Consider the following 17,586-nt stretch of genomic DNA (forward strand, 5'->3'; position numbering starts at 1 on the left):
GCCGTCCACACCGGACAGCCAGGCGGTCCCGCTTCTAACACCCCTTAACTCCCGAAATACGGCTGGTTCGGGACACCGCCCCGCCCAACGTCACCCAAACGGAGGGCGGCGACGGCGGCGTGGTCCTTCGCCGTCCATCCCCCGACTCCGAAAATCGGCCCGCTTTTCCCGCTTCGTGACTACAATGTGACCCAAAAAGTTGGCGGTGCCCCGATCCGCCACGCGCCCGGGGCCCACCGGGCCGACCCTCACGAGCCGGCCCGGCAGCGCCTCCAGTGGACCCGAAGATCACGAACCGTCGTGGGGCGTTTCCGCATCGACCGGCCCCGCCGCTGACGGCGTCGGCAGAGTGCGCAGCACCGTTCCAGCGGGGAACATGCGCCGATGCCCGGCGCACAACCGCCACTGCCCACTCGGCTTGATCGTGCTGTGCGTGACGACGGCGGCCGGCAGGTCGCAGTGGCCGAACTTGTGTCCCGGCGGCCACCGCCGCGCGCATCCCTCATGCCCGCAGGTGACGCCCCGGCGGGTCTCGGTCAGCGTGTTGCCGTGGTCCGGGCACAGCCGGCCCCAGGGGAACTCGCACACGGTCTCGTCGGCGGCCAGTGCGCCGTACTCCGCTTCGTCCTGCTCGATCTGCCGCTCCAACGCCCGCTGTCGACGCGACACCCGTGCGCAGCGACGCAGGATCTCGGCTTCACCGTCCTCTGCCGTGAAGCCCTGCGCGATCACCAGTTCCATGGCCCGATACCACATGTTGGCGGCGCGGTACACCGGGTCGTCTGCCGACCACGGGTCGTCGGCGTCCCGCTGGTCGTCTGGGTGCCGGTCCCACGCGGCCGGATACGGGATGTGCGTGAAGTCCTCCACCTCGAAGTCGTCCGCCTCGACGTCCTTGGCGTCGTCGTGGTCGTCCATCTCGGTGCCCTCCCACTTCTGCTCGTTGTTGACAAGCCGAAGAAACACCGCGCCGTCACCGCCGCGAACCGAGAGCGGCTCACCATCGGCGCGCCATGAGTCGTTCATGATCGAAACCTGACCTTTCATCGTAGGAAGATGCCGTCATCTCGGCCCGGCGAACCGAGGCCGGACAGGCCAGGGGCACCGATGCCGTATTCGGTTGTGTGACAAGGAGAACCGTCGGAGAATGGCCGACGAACCAGATCGACAGCGCGCACGGGACATGCGTGGTCCACGCGGACGTAAACACCGGTGACGGCAAGCCGCCGCCGGGACGCAAGGACGTCGGTCCTTGGCGCTGCGCACCGCCGGGACTCAAGACACTCGCGGCCTTGAAACGATCATCGCGAGTCGGTTACATCCGGCGGAGCCCGGGACAGCAGCACCCCGGCCGTACCCTGTAGCCTTCCTGGTTGACACCGGTACGGCACGCGGGCTAAAACCCCAGGACCCTCTAGACTCCCATCCGGGGGCGATCGGCGCAATAGGGTTTACTTAAGCAAATCTCGGCGCCGCCTCGCACAGCGGGCTGACCAGTTCGCCGCGCACCCTGTCGCGCTGAGGCCTGGAGTCCTCGACACTGACGCCGCCTCCGACCGAGGGATAGCCAACCGCTACCAGGATGGCAAGACTGCTGGCATGGGAAACGGACGTGAGGACCTGTCGCAAGTCGACGTCATCGACCCGATCGACGGCGTGTGCATCACGGGCAACACCGCGCGGGAGGTCATGGCCGACGCCGCCGCGTGGTGCGCTCGACACTCAGACGAGCTGGAAGTCCTGGACGTGGCATGGCGCACCGGCGGCTACGAGTCAGTCGGCCACCCCGTCAAGTACCAACTCCGCGTCTACTACCGCCCACTGTGACCGGCCACGCGCAGCTGTACCGATCCCTCCGTCAGCCCGTCGAACACGAAGTGCGACTGGACCACCGGCAACAGAGGAAGCAGAACAGCCGGCTCCCGCTGGGATGAGGTCGCGCCGCGATTCCTGTGCCGTTACGGCAACCGTCACGAAACAGCGCACGAGTCGACGCCGCGCGGCAGCCGCCGCACCGCGCCAGCCGCGCGCGATGTGGCTCCGCATTCAGCCCGGCAGCCCGCTGTCTCGTGGCGGCGCGCCAGCCCGAAGCCTTTGCCATAGTGCGGGACTCCGACGGTGACCGACTCGCGTTAAGCCGTTGGGAGCAACGTATATCGCCGGGCGACAGATACACATATGTCGCATTTTCTCGAAGATCACCCGTTTGGTCGCGTCGAATGTACGGTTGTGAACGCCGAGTAGTGGACATTTGATCAGGACTTGATATTGAGTGTGGCCTGCCTCACACTTCCTTTTTGTCTTGACCGAATCGCCGTGAATGTGGATAGCATCGCTCCCGTCGAGCTCGACCTCGGTCGAGAGGGGGCGATGCGTTGTTCGCAAGAACAACGACCACGGGGGATTCTGTATGTTCGAATTTGGCTTGACGCCTGCCCCGGATCGTCTCTACTGATGCCCAAGTCTCGACGGTCGCACATGTACACAACCATCTGAGGGGTATTGGCGAATATGCGTATCAATCTGGGGGCGAAGGTTGCCTCGGCCGTTGCCGTGGGAACTGCTTCGATTTTGCTCTGCATGCAAAGCGGGGCTGTGGCCAGTGCTCAGCCCGTCTCGGCCGGCAGTCACTCGATTATGGCTGCGTCGACCAACGTCTCTACTGGCAGCCAGGAGTTCGCGCAGATCGCGCAGGACCTTCACAACAATTACAAGCCGGCCTCGGCCAGCGCGAAGGCTCAGGCATTAGCGCAGGTCAAGCGGCAGATCACCAAGGGTGCCATCGTCGTGCACCTGCCCGTTGGCGCGGGCTTGGCCGCGGGGGGCGCGGGAGTGGTCGTCGGCGTTTCCGGCGTCACCGTCGTGTCCATCCCAATCCAGGGCGGTGGCCTGGTAGCGCCCAGCGCGCTGGTCGTGCAGATCGGGCTGGATGGCGCCATGCACACCAGCGAAGTGCAGGCAGCCTCCACCAGCGCGACGTCCGGTGTGCTGACGAGTTGGATCGACGGCCAGCTCTACCGACACCTTGCCAGCAACGACAACGGCACCATGACTTCGGCGAACACGCAGGTGCCGTCAGCCACGCCGGCAGGCACCATGAAGCCGATGGACTGGTGGGACGACTTCACCAAGTGCCTCAGCGACCACGGGGTCCCGGCCTGGGTCGCGGCGGCGATCAGCGCCATCTGTGGTCTTGCTGGAGTTGCAGTGGACTGCGCCATCGGCGTGGCGGTGTGGTACGCCGGTGTCATCGCTCAGTGCTACGGTGCCTAGTCTCCATCAGGCGCGTCCATGCCATTAGGTGCGTCCCAGCGCGCCACCTAGTAATTCCATCCTGAAGTATGAGCAAGAGCGTCGGTCTCTCGCACCATAGTCGGAACAGGAGACCGGCGCTCTTGCCAGCGTGTCAGAAGCTGCCCAGACGTCCATCGCGTTAACGACAGAGCCCCATCTTTTAGAAGCCTTCGGCGAGCTTGTTGCTCAGTAGCTTCTGGAGTGATTTGACGTGTAGTTGGTAGCGGCTTCGACCAAGGGGGGTCAGTCGGAACCATGTCCGCGGGCGTCGACCCACACCTCCTTTGCGTACCTCCAGATACGCTGCCTCTTCGAGAGCTCGCGCATTCTTGGACACTGCCGAGTCGGTCAAGCCGGTTGCTTCCCGCACGGAGGCGAAGTCCACCCATTGTGGTCCTGCGGCGAGCAGTGCGCAGATGGATAGGCGCGGCAATGGGTGGATGAGCGGATCCAGCCGCTCATCGTTGCTGGTCACTGCCGACCACGCCGTCGCGGATGTTCTGGCGGATGCCAGCGTTGATCCTGTATGTCATGGTCGCGATTGCGGCGCCAGACAGCACGGCAAACACGATCGCTGCGGGAAACACGGCTGTGGACGTGCTGTCGACCAGGTATAGGACGAGTTCGACGACCACGCTCGCGATGATCACGCCAACTGCCGGCCCCCTATGCTGCTTCCAGGCTGGATACGTCGGGAACCCCGGCCCCTGATCCAGAGCCGACCGGAAGTGGAACATCACCATCAGCGCGAGCAGTCCTACACCAGCGAGGAAGCTGTACGGCAACCCGGGCAGGCCGAGAAGCTGGTAGTCGTGGGCAGGGAAGCCGCTGACCATCAGCACCGCCCAGCAGACAGTGATCAACACGGGATGCCACCAGGGCAATCGGACGCGCGCTGCCATGGCCTGTCGCTGCCGCGTCACTTCGTCCAACGCCTGACGAGCGTCGTCCGTCATATGAAACCCCCAGGTCAGAAATTTTCCATTTGGATAGTACTTTCCTGGACGGCGGCGAGCAATACGAGCACGCCAGACGGCTACGTGCCGCCCGAGATCCGGCGGGTGGAGCTGCTGAAGCCGCGCGGGAGACCGGCTACCACCTGGCGGAATCGCCGCTCTCCTCCTGCGCGCTGGTCGAGATGGTGGCGCTGATGTCCGTCCCACCGGCAGCACCGCCGTAACCCCGAACTCGAACCGCCGAACCCACCACACCAGAACCACCACAGGAGCCGCCACGGTCCCCGAAACCGTTGTCGTAACCACCCCTCGTAGAACCCCCGCTGCCCGCCGGTGGCCCTGGCAACCGGTGGCCAGGTTGGCCGACAAGCCACCCGGCGACGTCGGCCGCACCGCGCGGTCGGCGCACCGCTCTGCCCACCGTCCGTTGGCCACGCTGAGACCGGGAGGCCTCGACACCGCCGCCGCGTGGTGCGCTCGGACGTGTTGGAAGTCCTGGACGTGGCATGGCGCATCGGCGGTTCGTGTCAGAGCAAGGAGCCGTTCCGCCTGGCCTGAGCCCGGCATCCGACGCAAGTCTGCACTGTCGCACCATGTAGACGTCATGCATGTGGGCGTGATCCGCGCTCACGACGACGAGACCAGGTCGGCCAGCCGGGCTGCCTCGCGACAACAGGCCATGTGCGCCGGTTCACCTATCTGAACCGGATTGGTTCAATTGACTACGGCTCGCGCGATATGTCTCATAAGGTCAATTACATGCAACGCTCCGTCGCACTTCAATTGGACTTATTGGACAGATACGGCGCGCGGGTGGTGTTCTGTTCACATTTAACAGGGCCATTATTACGGAAAGTGATATTTTTCAAAGCAGTGGCGTGACTTTTTACACCCTGCTACCGTGGGGTCGCATCACCAAAAGGGGGGCCTTTGCGTGACATGAATCATTCCTTGGTTCGGTGCTGAAATATCTCGCCGATGAACAAGTTTCGCGCCGCTCCGCGCTCACTTTGCGGGCGGTATCTAGCGTCACCCCTAGGCTCCCGCAGGGTTTCTTCGATACCTACCTGGGGTTGATAGGCGTGAGACAAAATCGACACGTAATCGTCTACGCGGCAGCGGTATTATCCGTCTCAGCTCTTACACTCGGCTCGCCGGCTATGGCCGGTGCCTCAACCTCCCAGTCACCGCACGGAAATCCTACGGCGACTCACGCGAACACGTCCGCTTGTTCGACCGGCGCGCAAAAAGTCGGCAAGTCGAAAACTGTATGCCTGTCCGCCACTAAAGGGACAAAAAAGGATGTGAAACGTGCCGACGTCCTGAACGCGGCACACGAAAGTCTCAACCGAAAGCAACCGCGAGTTGCGCCGCACGATGTTCCGGGTGTTTGCGCGCAGGGCTACTCAAACCCCGACCGGTTCACGTCGTGCAGCGACGAACAGTGGACGATAACGGAAACCGAAACAGTCGACGGTGAGACGACTGTGACGGGAACCCTACCGGTGGACGTCGTGTCATCCGCCCAGTTCGGCACCGACGACACGGCCGACTGGACCCTATCCACCATCCTCAACGTGGGTACAGGGGTCGGAACATTGGAAGGGGGCGTAGCCGGCGACATGAGCACCGGATGTGGACACAACCCCGATGTATGTGAAATCACCACCGGGGGCGCCGAACCTGTCGACCTCACGAGCGATACCACCATCCTCGGCGAATGGGACGAAATTGACGTCGGCCCCGCCCGCTCCACCAACAACACGGTCGATGATTTGACCGGGTATATCGGAGTCGTGCTCGACCTGACCGGGCCCGCCGGCGACCCATTTGAGCTCAACGATGCTGGCGACAACAGCCTGTGGGGCCGATGTGACACTGTGAACCCCGGCTTCGACTGCGTGGATCCGCTCGCCTCTATCGCGGTCGCGTTCGACGCCACCACAAATCCCAAGATCGGCCCCGTCGCAGACCACGTTTACACCGCTGAGGCGACTCTGCCAAGCCATTGGGGCAACCCCAATATCGGCCAGGCCCTCACACGGACTACCAACGAGACGGTCATCGACGCTAACCGTGCCGCGGCATGCGCTAACGTACCGCCCTCGTGTGATGAGTATCCGATGGCGTCCACAAACCAAGGCGCTGCCACGACGCCGCCCGGAGACTGGTCAGCTGTGACGGTGCCAGCCTCGGCGAATAACTCGCAAGGCGGCATTCTGAACAATTTCTACAGCTTCTATCGCGTGATCGATGACGATCAGTTCTACGTACTTGCGGTGCGCGCGGATGGTTCGCGATCATGGTGACATGACCGCCATAGGCTACGGTGACGACGTGGTACTGACCGTTCGTGTACGTGACGGCCAGTACCACGTCCAAGCATCCCACGAGCGCGACGACCCTTGGCCCGACAGCACCGAAAACCTGACCACAGGCGAAGAGAACTGGTTCGCCGTCATCTGTGGAACGGCGCACGGACCGGTCACGGTCCGAGTGCGACTCCTCGACAGCCCACCCGACGACGGTACGGACAGCCAGTGGGAGATTGTCACTGAGCGTGACATCGTTACGGACGACGAGCTGCACCTAGTGGAGATCTACGCGGCTGGTCAAGGCAGTGCGATCGCGACAGGAGCTGGCACATTCCGTGTCCGCGTCCACGCGAAAGACAGGATGGTGGCATACCAGGCCGGAGGCCTGACAGAGGCCCTGGAAAGCCACGAACTCTGGATCTGGCCCACCGATGGCTTGCAAGACCCGCAGCTTCTCACCGGCCCTGACGAGTACTCTACGAACTACTCCTGACAACATGGCTGCACGCGGGCACTACTCGCGCTCCGAAGGGGTGATCAGGTGAATCGCCGTCTGCTGGTGGGTGCCGCAGTGACCTCCTGCGCGCTGGCGGTTGTCCTGGCTGCACTGGTCGCTGTCGGCATGCGGCAGGCCGATTCGGGTCGACCCCCGCGCAATGATGCGCCTGGATCCACGAGTCCGGCTGCTGGTTTGACCGCGCAGCGAGACGCCACCGGCCTGCCACTGGCACCGACGACTTCACTCGCTGAGCGGCTTCACAGCCAGGTGTTCGACCCTCGGCCTTCGCCAACGCGTTAGTCGATCATGCCGTGATCGGCTCCGGATGCGCTGAGCCTATGGCTTCAGTGGCTCGCGCATTCGGACCGGCGGACTCCATTGCAAGAGCCGTCGAACTGGGATTCAATACAGAACACCCGGCGACATGATTCGTGACATTTGCTCTAACGGGCGTCGGTTTACAAATTCCCAATTACGGCGCAGCGTGTCTACGGAGGCGTTAAAATGAAGACTTTGTTGGACAGCTTGTCCATCGATCCGCGAGCGTGAAAAACAAGCCCTGCCATGAAGTCCACTAGACGCTTGGCGTCTTCGTTTGCAAGTTTGTTAAGATCAACAATTACAGGCCTATCGTCGCGGTAGTACTCGCCAATCTCGCGAGCTTCGGTATACTTCCTTGGCGCAATGCGGGGTGTGTCGTCCAAGCTGATCTCCGACCGCTTCTTCGCGTCGGTACCCGCCTGGCTCAACACCTCCGCTTCGTTGGCAACCTTGTCGAACTTTGCAGATACGCCTGGGGCGTCAAGCTGAATAATTCGTCCCAACAGGCGGGTTAAGGTACGTCTAAATCCAATCAGTATGCCGGCGATCAGGATAGGCCAGACCAAGACTTTGACGTACTCCAGCGCCGTATCTGCAACATTCACGCGCTCTATCCTAGCTGGTCAGCGCTTCCGTGCGCTGGGCTGTTTGAGTGATCGCATCGGAAGTCCGCCACGGCGCCGACGTCACCTGGAGCGGTCACTCCGATTGGCGATTCATTCTTGCCGTTTGCAATGCTCCCAAGATTGGTATTGATGTCGAACTTACTGACGCGAAGGCTTCAATAGATCGTTAGGGTGAATCTTAACAGCGTGCTGAAATCACCCCTTCGTTGTCAACTGCTTGACGATACGTACTAACGTATCCAATGGCGGCTTTACACTGCCTCCTGCGTTTGAGGGGCCGCCACCATGGTGCCAAGCGAAAACAGATGACGGAGGCGCCCGTAAGGAGTGTTGAAATGTTCTTTAGTCGGTCAGAACTTAGGTCCGGTGACCTTAGAAACGTGCTGAATTCGTGCTGATACCGGGTGACAACGTCCTGCCCCTTGCTGAAAATCCTCGGGTGTACTGAGTACAGGTGCTCAACATACTTGCCCAGCAGTATGGTCAACTCCTCCCGAAGTGCCACTTCCCTCGGATCACCCCCTCCATCCTCCATGGCATCCAGTAGAGGGGTTGCAACGTTCATTATCTCCCAAGTGAGGCGGTAGACCTCCCTTTTTGACCGTGCAGCTACAAGAATGCGTTCCTTTCTAACCTCCAGTGTCGGCTTGGCAATCCATTCGATCCCCAAGGCAACGACTGCCGAGACTAGGGCAGGAACCAGAATGCTAGTCACGTGAACAATATAGCAGTAACCCGACCGCGGTACCTGGTAAAGATCGGACAATCGGTGCACTGTCAAGCCCTTCGCAAGTCGTGGCCCACCACCCCGCGCACATCCCGGTGCACCCTGCCGTGACCCGGGGCGCAGAAATACGTAACGCGCCGCGCGGCTCGTCGGAAACGGAGCGAACGACGAGAGGGTTGGACAGGCCTTACCTTGCGGCGGTGAGCACCCGGCAGACGTCCGCGAGCGTTTTCGCCACAGCCGCCGTCGTGGCCGGCGCTGCGGTGATCCACACGTCGCCGGCCGTGTTGCGCCGTCGGTGGAGGAACCACCGGCCGGAGTCGACGTCGATCACGTGGACCGGGAACTCACTCCGCCGCCGACGCCCCAGCTGATCCCGGACGGCGACGTGAATCTGCGCCGCGCTGCTGCGGGGCTGCGCCACCAGCTGCCGCAGCCGAGCCACCGACGGGTCCGTGCGGCCCTGCCCGGCGAACACGCTGAACTCCTCGTCCTCACTCGCGTGTCGGCCTGCCGCGCCCTGCACGGCGCTCGCCGGCACCGAAAGGGACTGCCCGTGCGCGGGCTGCGTGGGCGGCAGTAGACCGAGTACCGCATCGGCAACGGAGTCCGGTCGGATCGGATGCAGCGTCAGCGTCGTGGCGTCCAGCACTGCGAGCACCGCTGAGCCGCTCTCGGCCGCAGCGACGATAGACATCGGTTCCGGATGGTGTTGGTGGGCAATGGTTCCGTAGAGGTCGATGTCGGGTCGTGCCAAGGCGCGGAACGTGTGGACCAGGTCGGGGTGCACGCCGCGCCGGGCGTCGAACAGACCCGCCCGACCCAGCTCGTCACCGGCCCGCCGCGTGGAGGCGATCAACCGGTCCGGCTCGGCGGTGTCCGGCAGGACGAACAACGCTTCGTGCTGATCGCCGATCTTCTCGGCAAGCCAGGTGAGGGCATAGGTGGACCGCGACAGCGTCACGCTGCTGTGGAGCATCGTTCTATCCGCCGATCACGCCGCCGGCCGGCAACGACGGCGGCAGGTCGCCCACGACCTCGCTGCCGTTGTCCTCATTGATCAAGTACGCGGCGGTCTTGTGTTCCTTGTCCTCTTCCCGCTTACCCCCGCGCCCGGCCGCGCCCGCGCCACCCGCACCGGCCTGCCCGGCCGCTCCCCGAGCACCGGCAACAGCGCCGGCACGTCCAGCCATGCCCTCCGACGCAGCCCCCGCACCTGCGCCGGCCGAGCTGCCCGACCCGAGCGCTCCCGCGCGCCCGCCCGACGCGACACCAGCAGCACTGCCGTAACCCGAACCCGAACCACCGAATCCACCACCGGCGAACACGCTGCCGAACCCGCCGCCCGCACCACCAGAACCACCACCGGAACCGCCACGTTGCCCGAAACCGCTGTCGTAACCACCCTGCGTGGCACCCCCGCTGCCCGTCGGCGGTCCCTGGTAGCCGGCCACGTTGGTCGACGAGCCGCCGGGCGTCGTCGGAGGCAGCGCGCTCGGCGTGCCGCTCTGCCCACCGCCCGGCCCCGAATCGCCCGGCCCTGCATTAGGCGGGGCGACACGGTGCCCGGCGTTCGACTGCTGACCGGTGCTGGAATGCCCGAACGTCGGGTTGTAGCCGCCAGGCTGATTAATCCCCGTTCCCTGCTGCTGAGTCGAACTGGAATCATTGCTCTGGCCCGTGTTGATCGAGGTGTCACCCTGAGGAATCGTCGCCATGTGAGACTGTGTCGGCGGCAGATACGCGGTGTACGCCTGCTGATTGTTCTTCGCGCCCGATTGATAGGCAGCGGCGCCAACGGCATCGGACGCCGCGCTGATCGGGTCCGACATCAATGGGTTGTTCGGCGGTGGCGGGTTGTCCGGAACATTGACGAGCTTGCTTTTCGTCCCGTCGAACACGGAAATCTGACCACCGTATGCGCCCTGCTTGGCCCCGGCACGCTGGGCCAGCGCCTCGGCTATCGTCTGGGACGGGCTGACGTTTTGTAGTGCCGTTGCGCCAGCAGGTCCGGTCCATCCACCTTGCACGGCGGCATTGGCCTTAGCGAAGTGGTCGGCGTACTGTGCAAGATTCGTATGCAAGGTGCCACAGTTGTTCTCCGCGGTACCGTAGTCGCCCGTGCCCGGACCCGTGTGGAACCACTTGTAGATCTGGGCTGGATTGGTGCCGGCAACGGCACCGTCGAAGAAGACAGCGTTGCTGACGCTATCAATCGAGTTTGTGATGCGCTGCCCGCCGGCCGAGTCGCCTGTGATGAATGTATAGCCGTCTCCGACGGCCGTGCCGACAGCATGGCCCACCGCGTTGCCGGCATCGTCAATCCCCTTGACGACGCTGTTGCCCACGGAGCTGAGCCAGTCCCCCAGTCCCATCCGTGATCACCCCTTAAGTGTGGCCACTACATCGGCAGCGACTGTCTGATTCCGACCGCACGGCGTAGCCTCGTCCGTAGCGCCAGCGCCAATGGTTACCGCAACTTCCACAAGCTGGCTGTTGCTTACACCTACGGACACCTGACAGTTCCCCTGACTCCTGCCGTCGGCCGACAATGCAATAACGGCAGGGAATCCGCCGATGTTCGCGAGCGGTGTGAAGACGGGAAAGGTGTCCTTTTGGCCATAGATTCCAGCCAGACCCTGACTTGCATTGGGAATTATTACCGTTATTCCCATCTTCGCCGGACCGTCCAGATCTACCCACGTGCAGGATGGACCATTTGCATCTGAAACATCTTTGCCGGCAACGGTCACACTCAAAGACTGCAACTGGGAAGCTGTCAGTGTCGAACATGGCGTCTTGTGAAAGTTGGAGACATTCAATGGATGTGTTACATTTGGCGTGCCTGGCGGCAGTGACTCGGCCGACGATGTAGGTGTTGGCCCGGGGGTGCCTCCTGTAATGCTAGGAGATGAACACCCTGCGAGCACCAACCCGGTAAGCGAAACGACCCCCGCAATCAATCGCGCCCGCACTTACTGCCCCTTCGCACTCAACGCGTACTTGGCAGCCTCGTCAGCACCAAGATAGTGCTTCATAGCCGCTTCCAAGTTGGCCACATCGTTCTTGGTCTTGGCTTGCAAGTCCAACAACGCCTTATAATCATTCTGATGCGCATCTTGCATCGGCTTGTGAAACTGGGCAGTCAGCGGGTCATTTCCCGGGGCGCGGACATGCAACAGACTCTCCGCCTTTGCGATGTCGGGGACCATCATCGCCAACACCGCTTTGAGATGGTTGATCGCCTGCTGGACTTGGTCTGGGTCGAAGTACGTCCCGCCGCCCAGGTCAACCCTTGCCATGCCGCTACCCCGTCCGTCGCCGGCTCAGTCTCGGGGTTCGACGCAGCACCACACGCGCCGGTTCCTGGCGAACCCCCGTTCCCAACCGGTCAGGGTACAGCCCGAAGCCACCACGGGTGCCCGATACGTGACCATCCGCAACCAGTGCCGTCCCGGGCCAGGGCCTAACCGAACGCCCGGACGGAAGCGCCGTACGGCGGCATACGCCGCCCGCCCCATCCTGCTGCTTCGCGCATGACAGATGGGACGGGCGTTGGCTGGCGAACCGCTCGCCTCGGTCAGACGCCCGGGCCGAGCCGAAACACGGGCTCCGGTATCCCGGCCCGTCGGGCCAGCGTGCGGAGCAGGGAGTAGTCCAGCCACAGCGGGTCATCGGTGTCCGGGTGGAACTCCTCGATGACGATCCGGAACCAGCGAGCCTCTCCGGCCTGGGTGCTGAGCACGGTTGTGGTGTGCTCGCCGCCAACCAGGATGGCGTCCTTTGGACTCGCTCCGTAGGCGTACGTGTGCGGAGTCTCGTGTTCGAGGTGATTGACGATGTGAGAGCACAGGTCGGAGGCGCTCATCGGCTGATCAGAATTCACGATGGTGTCAACTTTCCGCTGGGTATGTATGAGACCGCCGTCAAGCCTTCTCCCTATTGCTCCCCCGTCAACGTCGACTGCCTTCCGGTTGGCCAAACGTCGACCGGTTCCGTCATTGTTCCGGAGAATGCGACATGGTCGACAGTGTGATTCAGAGGCATCGCGCAGTGCCCCCCGCTCTCACGGTACTGCTGCCAACACGGTTTGCTTGATATTCCGCGCCGCTGTCGTCTGGTGTAGGGGAATGAGAGCCCTTGCTCTCTCTGTCGGTCTGAAATGGCGCGAGGCTGCCCGGTTCCGTCAAGGATGATCCAGAAGTGACCGCCCGAAATCTCTTGCCAATGCAACAAGCCGCGACGCTTCAGGATGAGTACGCACTCGAATACGTCGGCAGCGCCATGGAACCCCGCTAGGTTCAGTGTGTCACGGTCGAAATCCACCGTCCCGAATGCGCTATCGGCCATCTGACACAGCTGACTGTAGAGTGCGTACAGGCCGTGGTCGTAGCCGGCGCTTTCCTGATCTTGAAGCCAGATCCGAATTTGGTCGGGCACTTCGTAGAAGCCCCACAGTTGGCCCGGCGCTGCCCCGATGCTCGGCGCGATCGTCACCACGCTACTCAACGCGGTTTGGAGGTCGGGCCTTCCGGGGAAACTATCGAACGGTTCGCCCTTCGAGATGTGTGCGCCGCTCATGTCGTCTCACCCCACATGCGTCGTTGTGATCCCGGAATTTGACGCTTCGCGCCCTTCAGAAGCGCGGTCCACCGCTCACCGCCCGGGTCTTCTGTTCGGAGTAGGAAGCCGCCGCGCTCCAACGCGTCCGCGCAGTCCAGCACCTGGGTGATCGTGTCCAATCCCAACGGCGGCCCGTCGTGGTGACGAGCACGGCTCCATCCCTCCACCAAGGCGACGAGGTCGAGCGTTCCCGCCCCAGCGTCGGCGTAGCCGCACACGAGCTGATACAGCGCATACGAGCCCTGGGGATAGGCCACCGAGCGCAATGCGCGCTCTACCGTCGACGGGATGTCCGGCGAACGATGGTCCGGGGACGCGCCATCACTCGGCTCGACATACGGCGTCAATCTGTCCGTCGGCCGTGGCTCTGGAGGCCGCTTCAGTTCGTCGCGACGGAGAGGCGCAAAGACGGTGATGCCGTCCGCGTGCGCCTGGAACATCTGCACAGCGCAGTCGGGACACCGTTCCAACAGCGGCAAACCCTCACGGGGCGCACGTGCCGGCGGCAGAAACCTCAGACGCATACACGCCGCCGCATACAGCGTTGGTGCTCCGACAGCGATCCGGGGCGGGTACAGCTCACGCCCGGCGAACGCGTGCAACACATAGGGCTCACCGTTCACCTGAACCGGGCGCAGCCAATACCACGCAAGGTCCGTCATCAGAAGTCCCGATTCACATACGCCAGGCACGCCGGGCAGCGACCCTTCGCCGCCGCTAGCTCCCGGTAGCCGTGCCCGATCAGCGTCGAGAGGTCGCACGCCGCTTCGTAGTAGCCCGGCGGCATCTCGAAGTCGTCCGGGAACGGGTAGGCGTGCTCGTGACCGTCCTGCGGTTCAGCCGCCGCTGCCCATTGCCATTGCCCCGCGCGTGCGCCCGCGCCCGACGACCATGTCATGTCTTCACTCCGAAAGGTTGGGTACGTCGGGGGCACACGGACCAGCCGTCACCACGTGTGCCCCCGGCGCGGTCTGAGAAGCCACCCCGCCCGAGAGACCCGGCGCATTCCAGGTGCGTTCCCCGGGCGTTCCTCGACCGGGCGGGGTGGCGCTGCGTCCCGAGTGGCGGTTCGGGACGGTCCGGCCCTGACAGGCCGGGGCTAAGGCCGAACCGGGGACCGCCGCCGCGCGGGGCGACGGCACCACCGGTTCGGCTCTCCCGGTCGCTGCCCGCCGGTCGGCGACTCGGGGGGCGAGGTCGCACGGCTCGGCGGTCGCGCGGGCGACCGGGTTCGGGGCCGGACTGCTCGTGGGGGCGAGAGCGGCCCGGCAGACCGGCCCGACGTGTCGGCGCTGCCGTTGCCGGAAACGGCGCAGCACAACACGAACGGGCCGCAAGACGCGTGCGCGCACGCGCCGGAACATGGCGTAGAGGTCACCCCAGGTCATCACGTAGGCATGCAGGGCGGCGTGAGCGAGCAAACCCATCCATAGCAAGGAATAGGCGACAATGAGGCTTACGCGGCACAGGTCAACGATCATCGCTGCCACCCCGCTCCAGCCACCGCAGAACAGGCCGGCCGACCGTGCGCATGATCGCGGCGAGCCCGGCGCGGAGACTGCCGTACCGGACGGACCAGAGCACGCCGAGGATCATCAGCACCGCGACGCCGCCAATAATCCCTATGGTGCACAAGGCAAGTGACGTTCGGTCGATCATGACCGGCCGCCGGTCAGAAGGACCGGACGACCGGCCTCGGTCGGCCTGGCGAGCACAGGCACCACGCCGAACACGACGCCGCTAGGGATGCGGAGGTTAGTCATCCGACCGGCCCTCCCGCTTGGTGTGCTCAGCCCGCTCGGCTAGCCAGTCGTCAAGCCATGTCAGCGCGCACACGCTGCCGAACACCACTGAGCACACGACGCCGGTCAGCAACACGGCGCACAGCAGGGGCAGTAGGTACCTAGTCACGACGGCGACCGCCCCACACGAGCCGTGAGCGCTCGTGAGCTCTGACCGGTGGCCGGTGGACCGTCACCGGGTCGGCGGCGTCGATGTCGCGGAGGTAGCCGAGGTGCGCCCAGAACCTCCTGAAACCGACCAGACCGCCCCACGCGGCGAGCACACCGAGCAAGCCCACGACCACGCTGAACAACGTCAGGGTGTCCACGGCAGTCCCTTCCCCAGAGCGGAAACGCAGAGTCGGACCCATCTGGGTGGCACACGGTGCGTCTCGCGAACTTGTTATGTGACCGGTGCGAGACTGGTCACGAACCATAATGGGGTGGTCACGAACCACTCGCAACCAGGCTGACCTAGTCCGATGGGGTGATCCGACGCGATGACCGAACGTGCCCGTAGGATGTGGTTCGTGGCTGACACCGCAGGTACACCGCGAGTTCGAGCACTTGCGGCAGCGCTTAAGCGTGTGCTTGACGCGTCGCCCATGAGCCTGCGCGAAATCGGTCGACACCTCGACCTCAGTCACACCACGCTGTCACAGTGGCAGAACGGCAAGCGCGTGCCTGAGGTCGAGGACGTCGCGGCGGTGCTTGGGGCCGTCGGCGTGACCGGCGAGACGCGGGACGAGATCCTCGACCTCGCCAAACACGCGGTCGACCCGAATTGGCTGACCACCGGCGTGCCAGGTATCAACCAGCACCTTGCCGGAGTGATTCAGTGCGAACAGACGGCGACCGAGATCGTCGTTTGGCAACCGTGGAACGTCCCCGGATTGACTCAAACGCTGCGCGTGGCGCGAGAGGTCATCAGCGGCGACGAGACGCTAACGCGAATAGAAGTCGACGAGCGCGCCACTGTTCGCATGGAACGACAGGAAGTGCTCACCGTCGAGCGTGACTCACTGCCGCCGCTCGTTCTCTCATGCCTCATCGGTGAGGCCGCGCTCCGTGACCCCATCGGATACGACCTTCTGTCGTCGACCGGCGACCGTACGATCTGGGCTGAGCAGCTCCGCCACCTCGTCGAGGTCGGCACCGTGTACGGCGACCGTGTTGAGGTGCGCGTGGTGCCGACCGGCCAGGGGTGGCACTCTGGACGCAGCGGACCGTTCACCATCTACAACTTTGCAAAGAACCCCTCGATTGTCAGTCTTGAGCCTCACCGTTCGGGCTCGTTTCTCTACGACGAGCCTGACGTGCGGGACTACAAGATCGCGGCGGGAAAGCTCCGTCGACGGGCAATGAGTGAGCCGGAATCGCTCGCTTTCATTGCCGAACTGCTAGAGGAGTGGGAGAGAGGGAATGACATCAGGTACCCCCGTGTACCGAAAGAGTAGCTACAGCGGCGAGCAGGGGGACTGTGTAGAGGTCGCATTCATCGGTGACGAAGTATCGATGCGCGACTCGAAGAACCCCGCCGTCGGCGACCTCCGGGTGTCCGATGCGTCGTGGCGGCGGTTCCTGGCGACGGCCGCGCGGCGCGGGTTCACTGCCGACGCGCCGTAGCGGTTGATGAGCTAGAGCAGAGCCCCCGGCATGGATGCTGCCGGGGGCTCTGTCACATCGTCCACTGTGCACCGGGCTAACGCATCACCAGGGTGGCCCAACCGCGAGCCATCACCCCTGGTGACCATGGTGCGGCGTGCCGGCCGCCCGACGCCGCAAGGTAACGGGTACGTAACTAAATGCCGGTTCCCCAGAGCGCGACTCGCGGGGGTCAGTCGCCGGGGGCGTCCTTGGGAGGGCGGCCGCGGCGGGGGATGCCGCCGACGCCCGAGGGCATGCGTCCGGCGTCGACGAGGGCCCGGCGCAGCAGGAACTCGATCTGGGCGTTGGTGCTGCGCAGCTCGTCGGCGGCCCAGCGGGCCAGCGCGTCGTGCACCGCGGGGTCCAACCTGAGCAACACGCCCTTGCGCTCGGCCACGGCACCCCCTCGGCTGACGAGTGATACTTCGACTCTAGCATGTAGATATCACCTTGCCCGAACGGTGGCCAATTCACCGAAACTCCAGCAATCCCGTTGCCGATTGGCCACCATCCGACCAGGGCGCGAAGTTCGCCCGGCCCAACCCGTCCGGCGGCGCGGCCTATCCCGACTACTTCGTCGCGCACGGCGGCGGCCGGTCCAAGGACGGCAAGGCGCTGCCGCCGATGCCGGACATCGAGTACGCGCCAGACGGCGACCAGCGCTACGGCCGGTCGCAAGCGTCGATGCGCAACTGGGCGCAGTTCGCGGACTCCGGCACGTTCCCCGGCGATCAGAACCAGTTCAACGGCTCCGCCACCCGACTGTCCGCGCTCGCCGACAACACGCCGTGACAAGG

General features: G+C 64.0%; 22 protein-coding genes and 1 pseudogene. 7 read left to right on the forward strand and 16 right to left on the reverse strand.

All coding sequences use genetic code 11. The features are described from left to right. Positions 1-288 precede the first annotated feature (288 nt). Positions 289-1,026, reverse strand: coding sequence for a hypothetical protein (locus BCF44_RS15920; protein ID WP_116175072.1), 738 nt, complete (start codon positions 1,024-1,026; stop codon positions 289-291). Between the two features lie 573 nt (positions 1,027-1,599). Here BCF44_RS15920 and BCF44_RS15925 point away from each other — a divergent pair. Further along, positions 1,600-1,827 carry a hypothetical protein gene (locus BCF44_RS15925; protein ID WP_116175073.1) on the forward strand — a complete coding sequence of 76 codons (228 nt, stop codon included), beginning with the start codon at positions 1,600-1,602 and terminating at the stop codon, positions 1,825-1,827. 684 nt (positions 1,828-2,511) lie between these two features. Further along, a complete protein-coding gene (locus BCF44_RS15930; RefSeq protein WP_147328502.1) occupies positions 2,512-3,273 on the forward strand; it encodes a hypothetical protein in 762 nt (253 codons plus the stop codon). Positions 3,274-3,454: 181 nt separating this feature from the next. Here the strand turns inward: BCF44_RS15930 and BCF44_RS15935 are convergent, their stop codons facing one another. Both BCF44_RS15935 and BCF44_RS15940 read right to left on the reverse strand, forming a co-directional pair. Next, the gene (locus BCF44_RS15935) at positions 3,455-3,769 is read right to left on the reverse strand and encodes a winged helix-turn-helix domain-containing protein (RefSeq protein WP_211353043.1); all 315 of its coding nucleotides are present in this window, start codon (positions 3,767-3,769) and stop codon (positions 3,455-3,457) included. Next, positions 3,753-4,250: a hypothetical protein gene (locus BCF44_RS15940; protein WP_116175075.1), complete on the reverse strand. Its 498-nt coding sequence runs from the start codon at positions 4,248-4,250 to the stop codon at positions 3,753-3,755. Before BCF44_RS15940 ends, BCF44_RS15935 begins: the two co-directional genes overlap by 17 nt. 959 nt (positions 4,251-5,209) lie before the next feature. Between BCF44_RS15940 and BCF44_RS15945 the strand changes: the two genes are divergently transcribed. Together BCF44_RS15945 and BCF44_RS15950 are read left to right on the forward strand one after the other, a co-directional pair. Next, positions 5,210-6,559: a NucA/NucB deoxyribonuclease domain-containing protein gene (locus BCF44_RS15945; protein WP_147328503.1), complete on the forward strand. Its 1,350-nt coding sequence runs from the start codon at positions 5,210-5,212 to the stop codon at positions 6,557-6,559. Between the two features lies 1 nt (position 6,560). Beyond that, a complete protein-coding gene (locus BCF44_RS15950; RefSeq protein ID WP_116175077.1) occupies positions 6,561-7,058 on the forward strand; it encodes a hypothetical protein in 498 nt (165 codons plus the stop codon). A 497-nt stretch (positions 7,059-7,555) separates the two neighbouring features. Here BCF44_RS15950 and BCF44_RS57520 read toward each other — a convergent pair. The 12 genes and pseudogenes from BCF44_RS57520 to BCF44_RS16005 all read right to left on the reverse strand — a co-directional run. Continuing rightward, positions 7,556-7,738, reverse strand: a pseudogene (locus BCF44_RS57520) (cell division protein SepF); the annotation flags it as partial. Between the two features lie 451 nt (positions 7,739-8,189). Beyond that, the gene (locus BCF44_RS54725) at positions 8,190-8,726 is read right to left on the reverse strand and encodes a hypothetical protein (protein ID WP_147328504.1); all 537 of its coding nucleotides are present in this window, start codon (positions 8,724-8,726) and stop codon (positions 8,190-8,192) included. A gap of 199 nt (positions 8,727-8,925) precedes the next feature. Beyond that, positions 8,926-9,717 (reverse strand): ESX secretion-associated protein EspG, encoded by a 792-nt coding sequence (locus tag BCF44_RS15960; RefSeq protein WP_116175079.1) that lies wholly within the window; start codon positions 9,715-9,717, stop codon positions 8,926-8,928. 4 nt (positions 9,718-9,721) lie between these two features. Continuing rightward, complete coding sequence (locus BCF44_RS55495; RefSeq protein ID WP_170217560.1) at positions 9,722-11,113, reverse strand: hypothetical protein; 1,392 nt, start codon at positions 11,111-11,113, stop codon at positions 9,722-9,724. 6 nt (positions 11,114-11,119) lie between these two features. Next, positions 11,120-11,713 (reverse strand): DUF3558 domain-containing protein, encoded by a 594-nt coding sequence (locus BCF44_RS59140; RefSeq protein ID WP_116175081.1) that lies wholly within the window; start codon positions 11,711-11,713, stop codon positions 11,120-11,122. Beyond that, positions 11,714-12,040 (reverse strand): hypothetical protein, encoded by a 327-nt coding sequence (locus BCF44_RS15975; RefSeq protein WP_116175082.1) that lies wholly within the window; start codon positions 12,038-12,040, stop codon positions 11,714-11,716. 278 nt (positions 12,041-12,318) lie between these two features. Further along, positions 12,319-12,606, reverse strand: a complete 288-nt coding sequence (locus tag BCF44_RS15980) for a hypothetical protein (protein WP_116175083.1) — start codon at positions 12,604-12,606, stop codon at positions 12,319-12,321. A gap of 71 nt (positions 12,607-12,677) precedes the next feature. Further along, positions 12,678-13,319: a hypothetical protein gene (locus tag BCF44_RS15985; protein WP_116175084.1), complete on the reverse strand. Its 642-nt coding sequence runs from the start codon at positions 13,317-13,319 to the stop codon at positions 12,678-12,680. After that, complete coding sequence (locus tag BCF44_RS15990) at positions 13,316-14,023, reverse strand: hypothetical protein (protein ID WP_147328506.1); 708 nt, start codon at positions 14,021-14,023, stop codon at positions 13,316-13,318. Before BCF44_RS15990 ends, BCF44_RS15985 begins: the two co-directional genes overlap by 4 nt. Continuing rightward, positions 14,023-14,259, reverse strand: coding sequence for a hypothetical protein (locus tag BCF44_RS15995; protein ID WP_116175086.1), 237 nt, complete (start codon positions 14,257-14,259; stop codon positions 14,023-14,025). The genes BCF44_RS15990 and BCF44_RS15995 overlap by 1 nt, the downstream gene beginning before the upstream one ends. A gap of 572 nt (positions 14,260-14,831) precedes the next feature. Further along, the gene (locus BCF44_RS16000) at positions 14,832-15,020 is read right to left on the reverse strand and encodes a hypothetical protein (protein WP_116175087.1); all 189 of its coding nucleotides are present in this window, start codon (positions 15,018-15,020) and stop codon (positions 14,832-14,834) included. A 244-nt stretch (positions 15,021-15,264) separates the two neighbouring features. Next, on the reverse strand, positions 15,265-15,471 hold the full coding sequence (locus tag BCF44_RS16005; protein WP_116175088.1) for a hypothetical protein: 207 nt from the start codon (positions 15,469-15,471) through the stop codon (positions 15,265-15,267). Positions 15,472-15,672: 201 nt separating this feature from the next. On the opposite strand from BCF44_RS16005, the gene BCF44_RS16010 reads away from it, so the two are divergent. Then, positions 15,673-16,599: a helix-turn-helix domain-containing protein gene (locus BCF44_RS16010; protein ID WP_246015127.1), complete on the forward strand. Its 927-nt coding sequence runs from the start codon at positions 15,673-15,675 to the stop codon at positions 16,597-16,599. Continuing rightward, positions 16,565-16,768: a DUF397 domain-containing protein gene (locus BCF44_RS16015; RefSeq protein ID WP_116175090.1), complete on the forward strand. Its 204-nt coding sequence runs from the start codon at positions 16,565-16,567 to the stop codon at positions 16,766-16,768. The genes BCF44_RS16010 and BCF44_RS16015 overlap by 35 nt, the downstream gene beginning before the upstream one ends. A 211-nt stretch (positions 16,769-16,979) precedes the next feature. Here BCF44_RS16015 and BCF44_RS16020 read toward each other — a convergent pair whose 3' ends face one another. Beyond that, positions 16,980-17,186: a type II toxin-antitoxin system antitoxin gene (locus tag BCF44_RS16020; protein ID WP_116175091.1), complete on the reverse strand. Its 207-nt coding sequence runs from the start codon at positions 17,184-17,186 to the stop codon at positions 16,980-16,982. A gap of 53 nt (positions 17,187-17,239) precedes the next feature. Here BCF44_RS16020 and BCF44_RS16025 point away from each other — a divergent pair, with 53 nt between their 5' ends. Then, positions 17,240-17,581, forward strand: a complete 342-nt coding sequence (locus tag BCF44_RS16025) for a glycoside hydrolase family 25 domain-containing protein (protein WP_116175092.1) — start codon at positions 17,240-17,242, stop codon at positions 17,579-17,581. Positions 17,582-17,586 lie beyond the last annotated feature (5 nt).

The sequence above is a fragment of the Kutzneria buriramensis genome (assembly GCF_003387475.1).
GTDB classification, from domain to species: Bacteria; Actinomycetota; Actinomycetes; order Mycobacteriales; family Pseudonocardiaceae; genus Kutzneria; species Kutzneria buriramensis.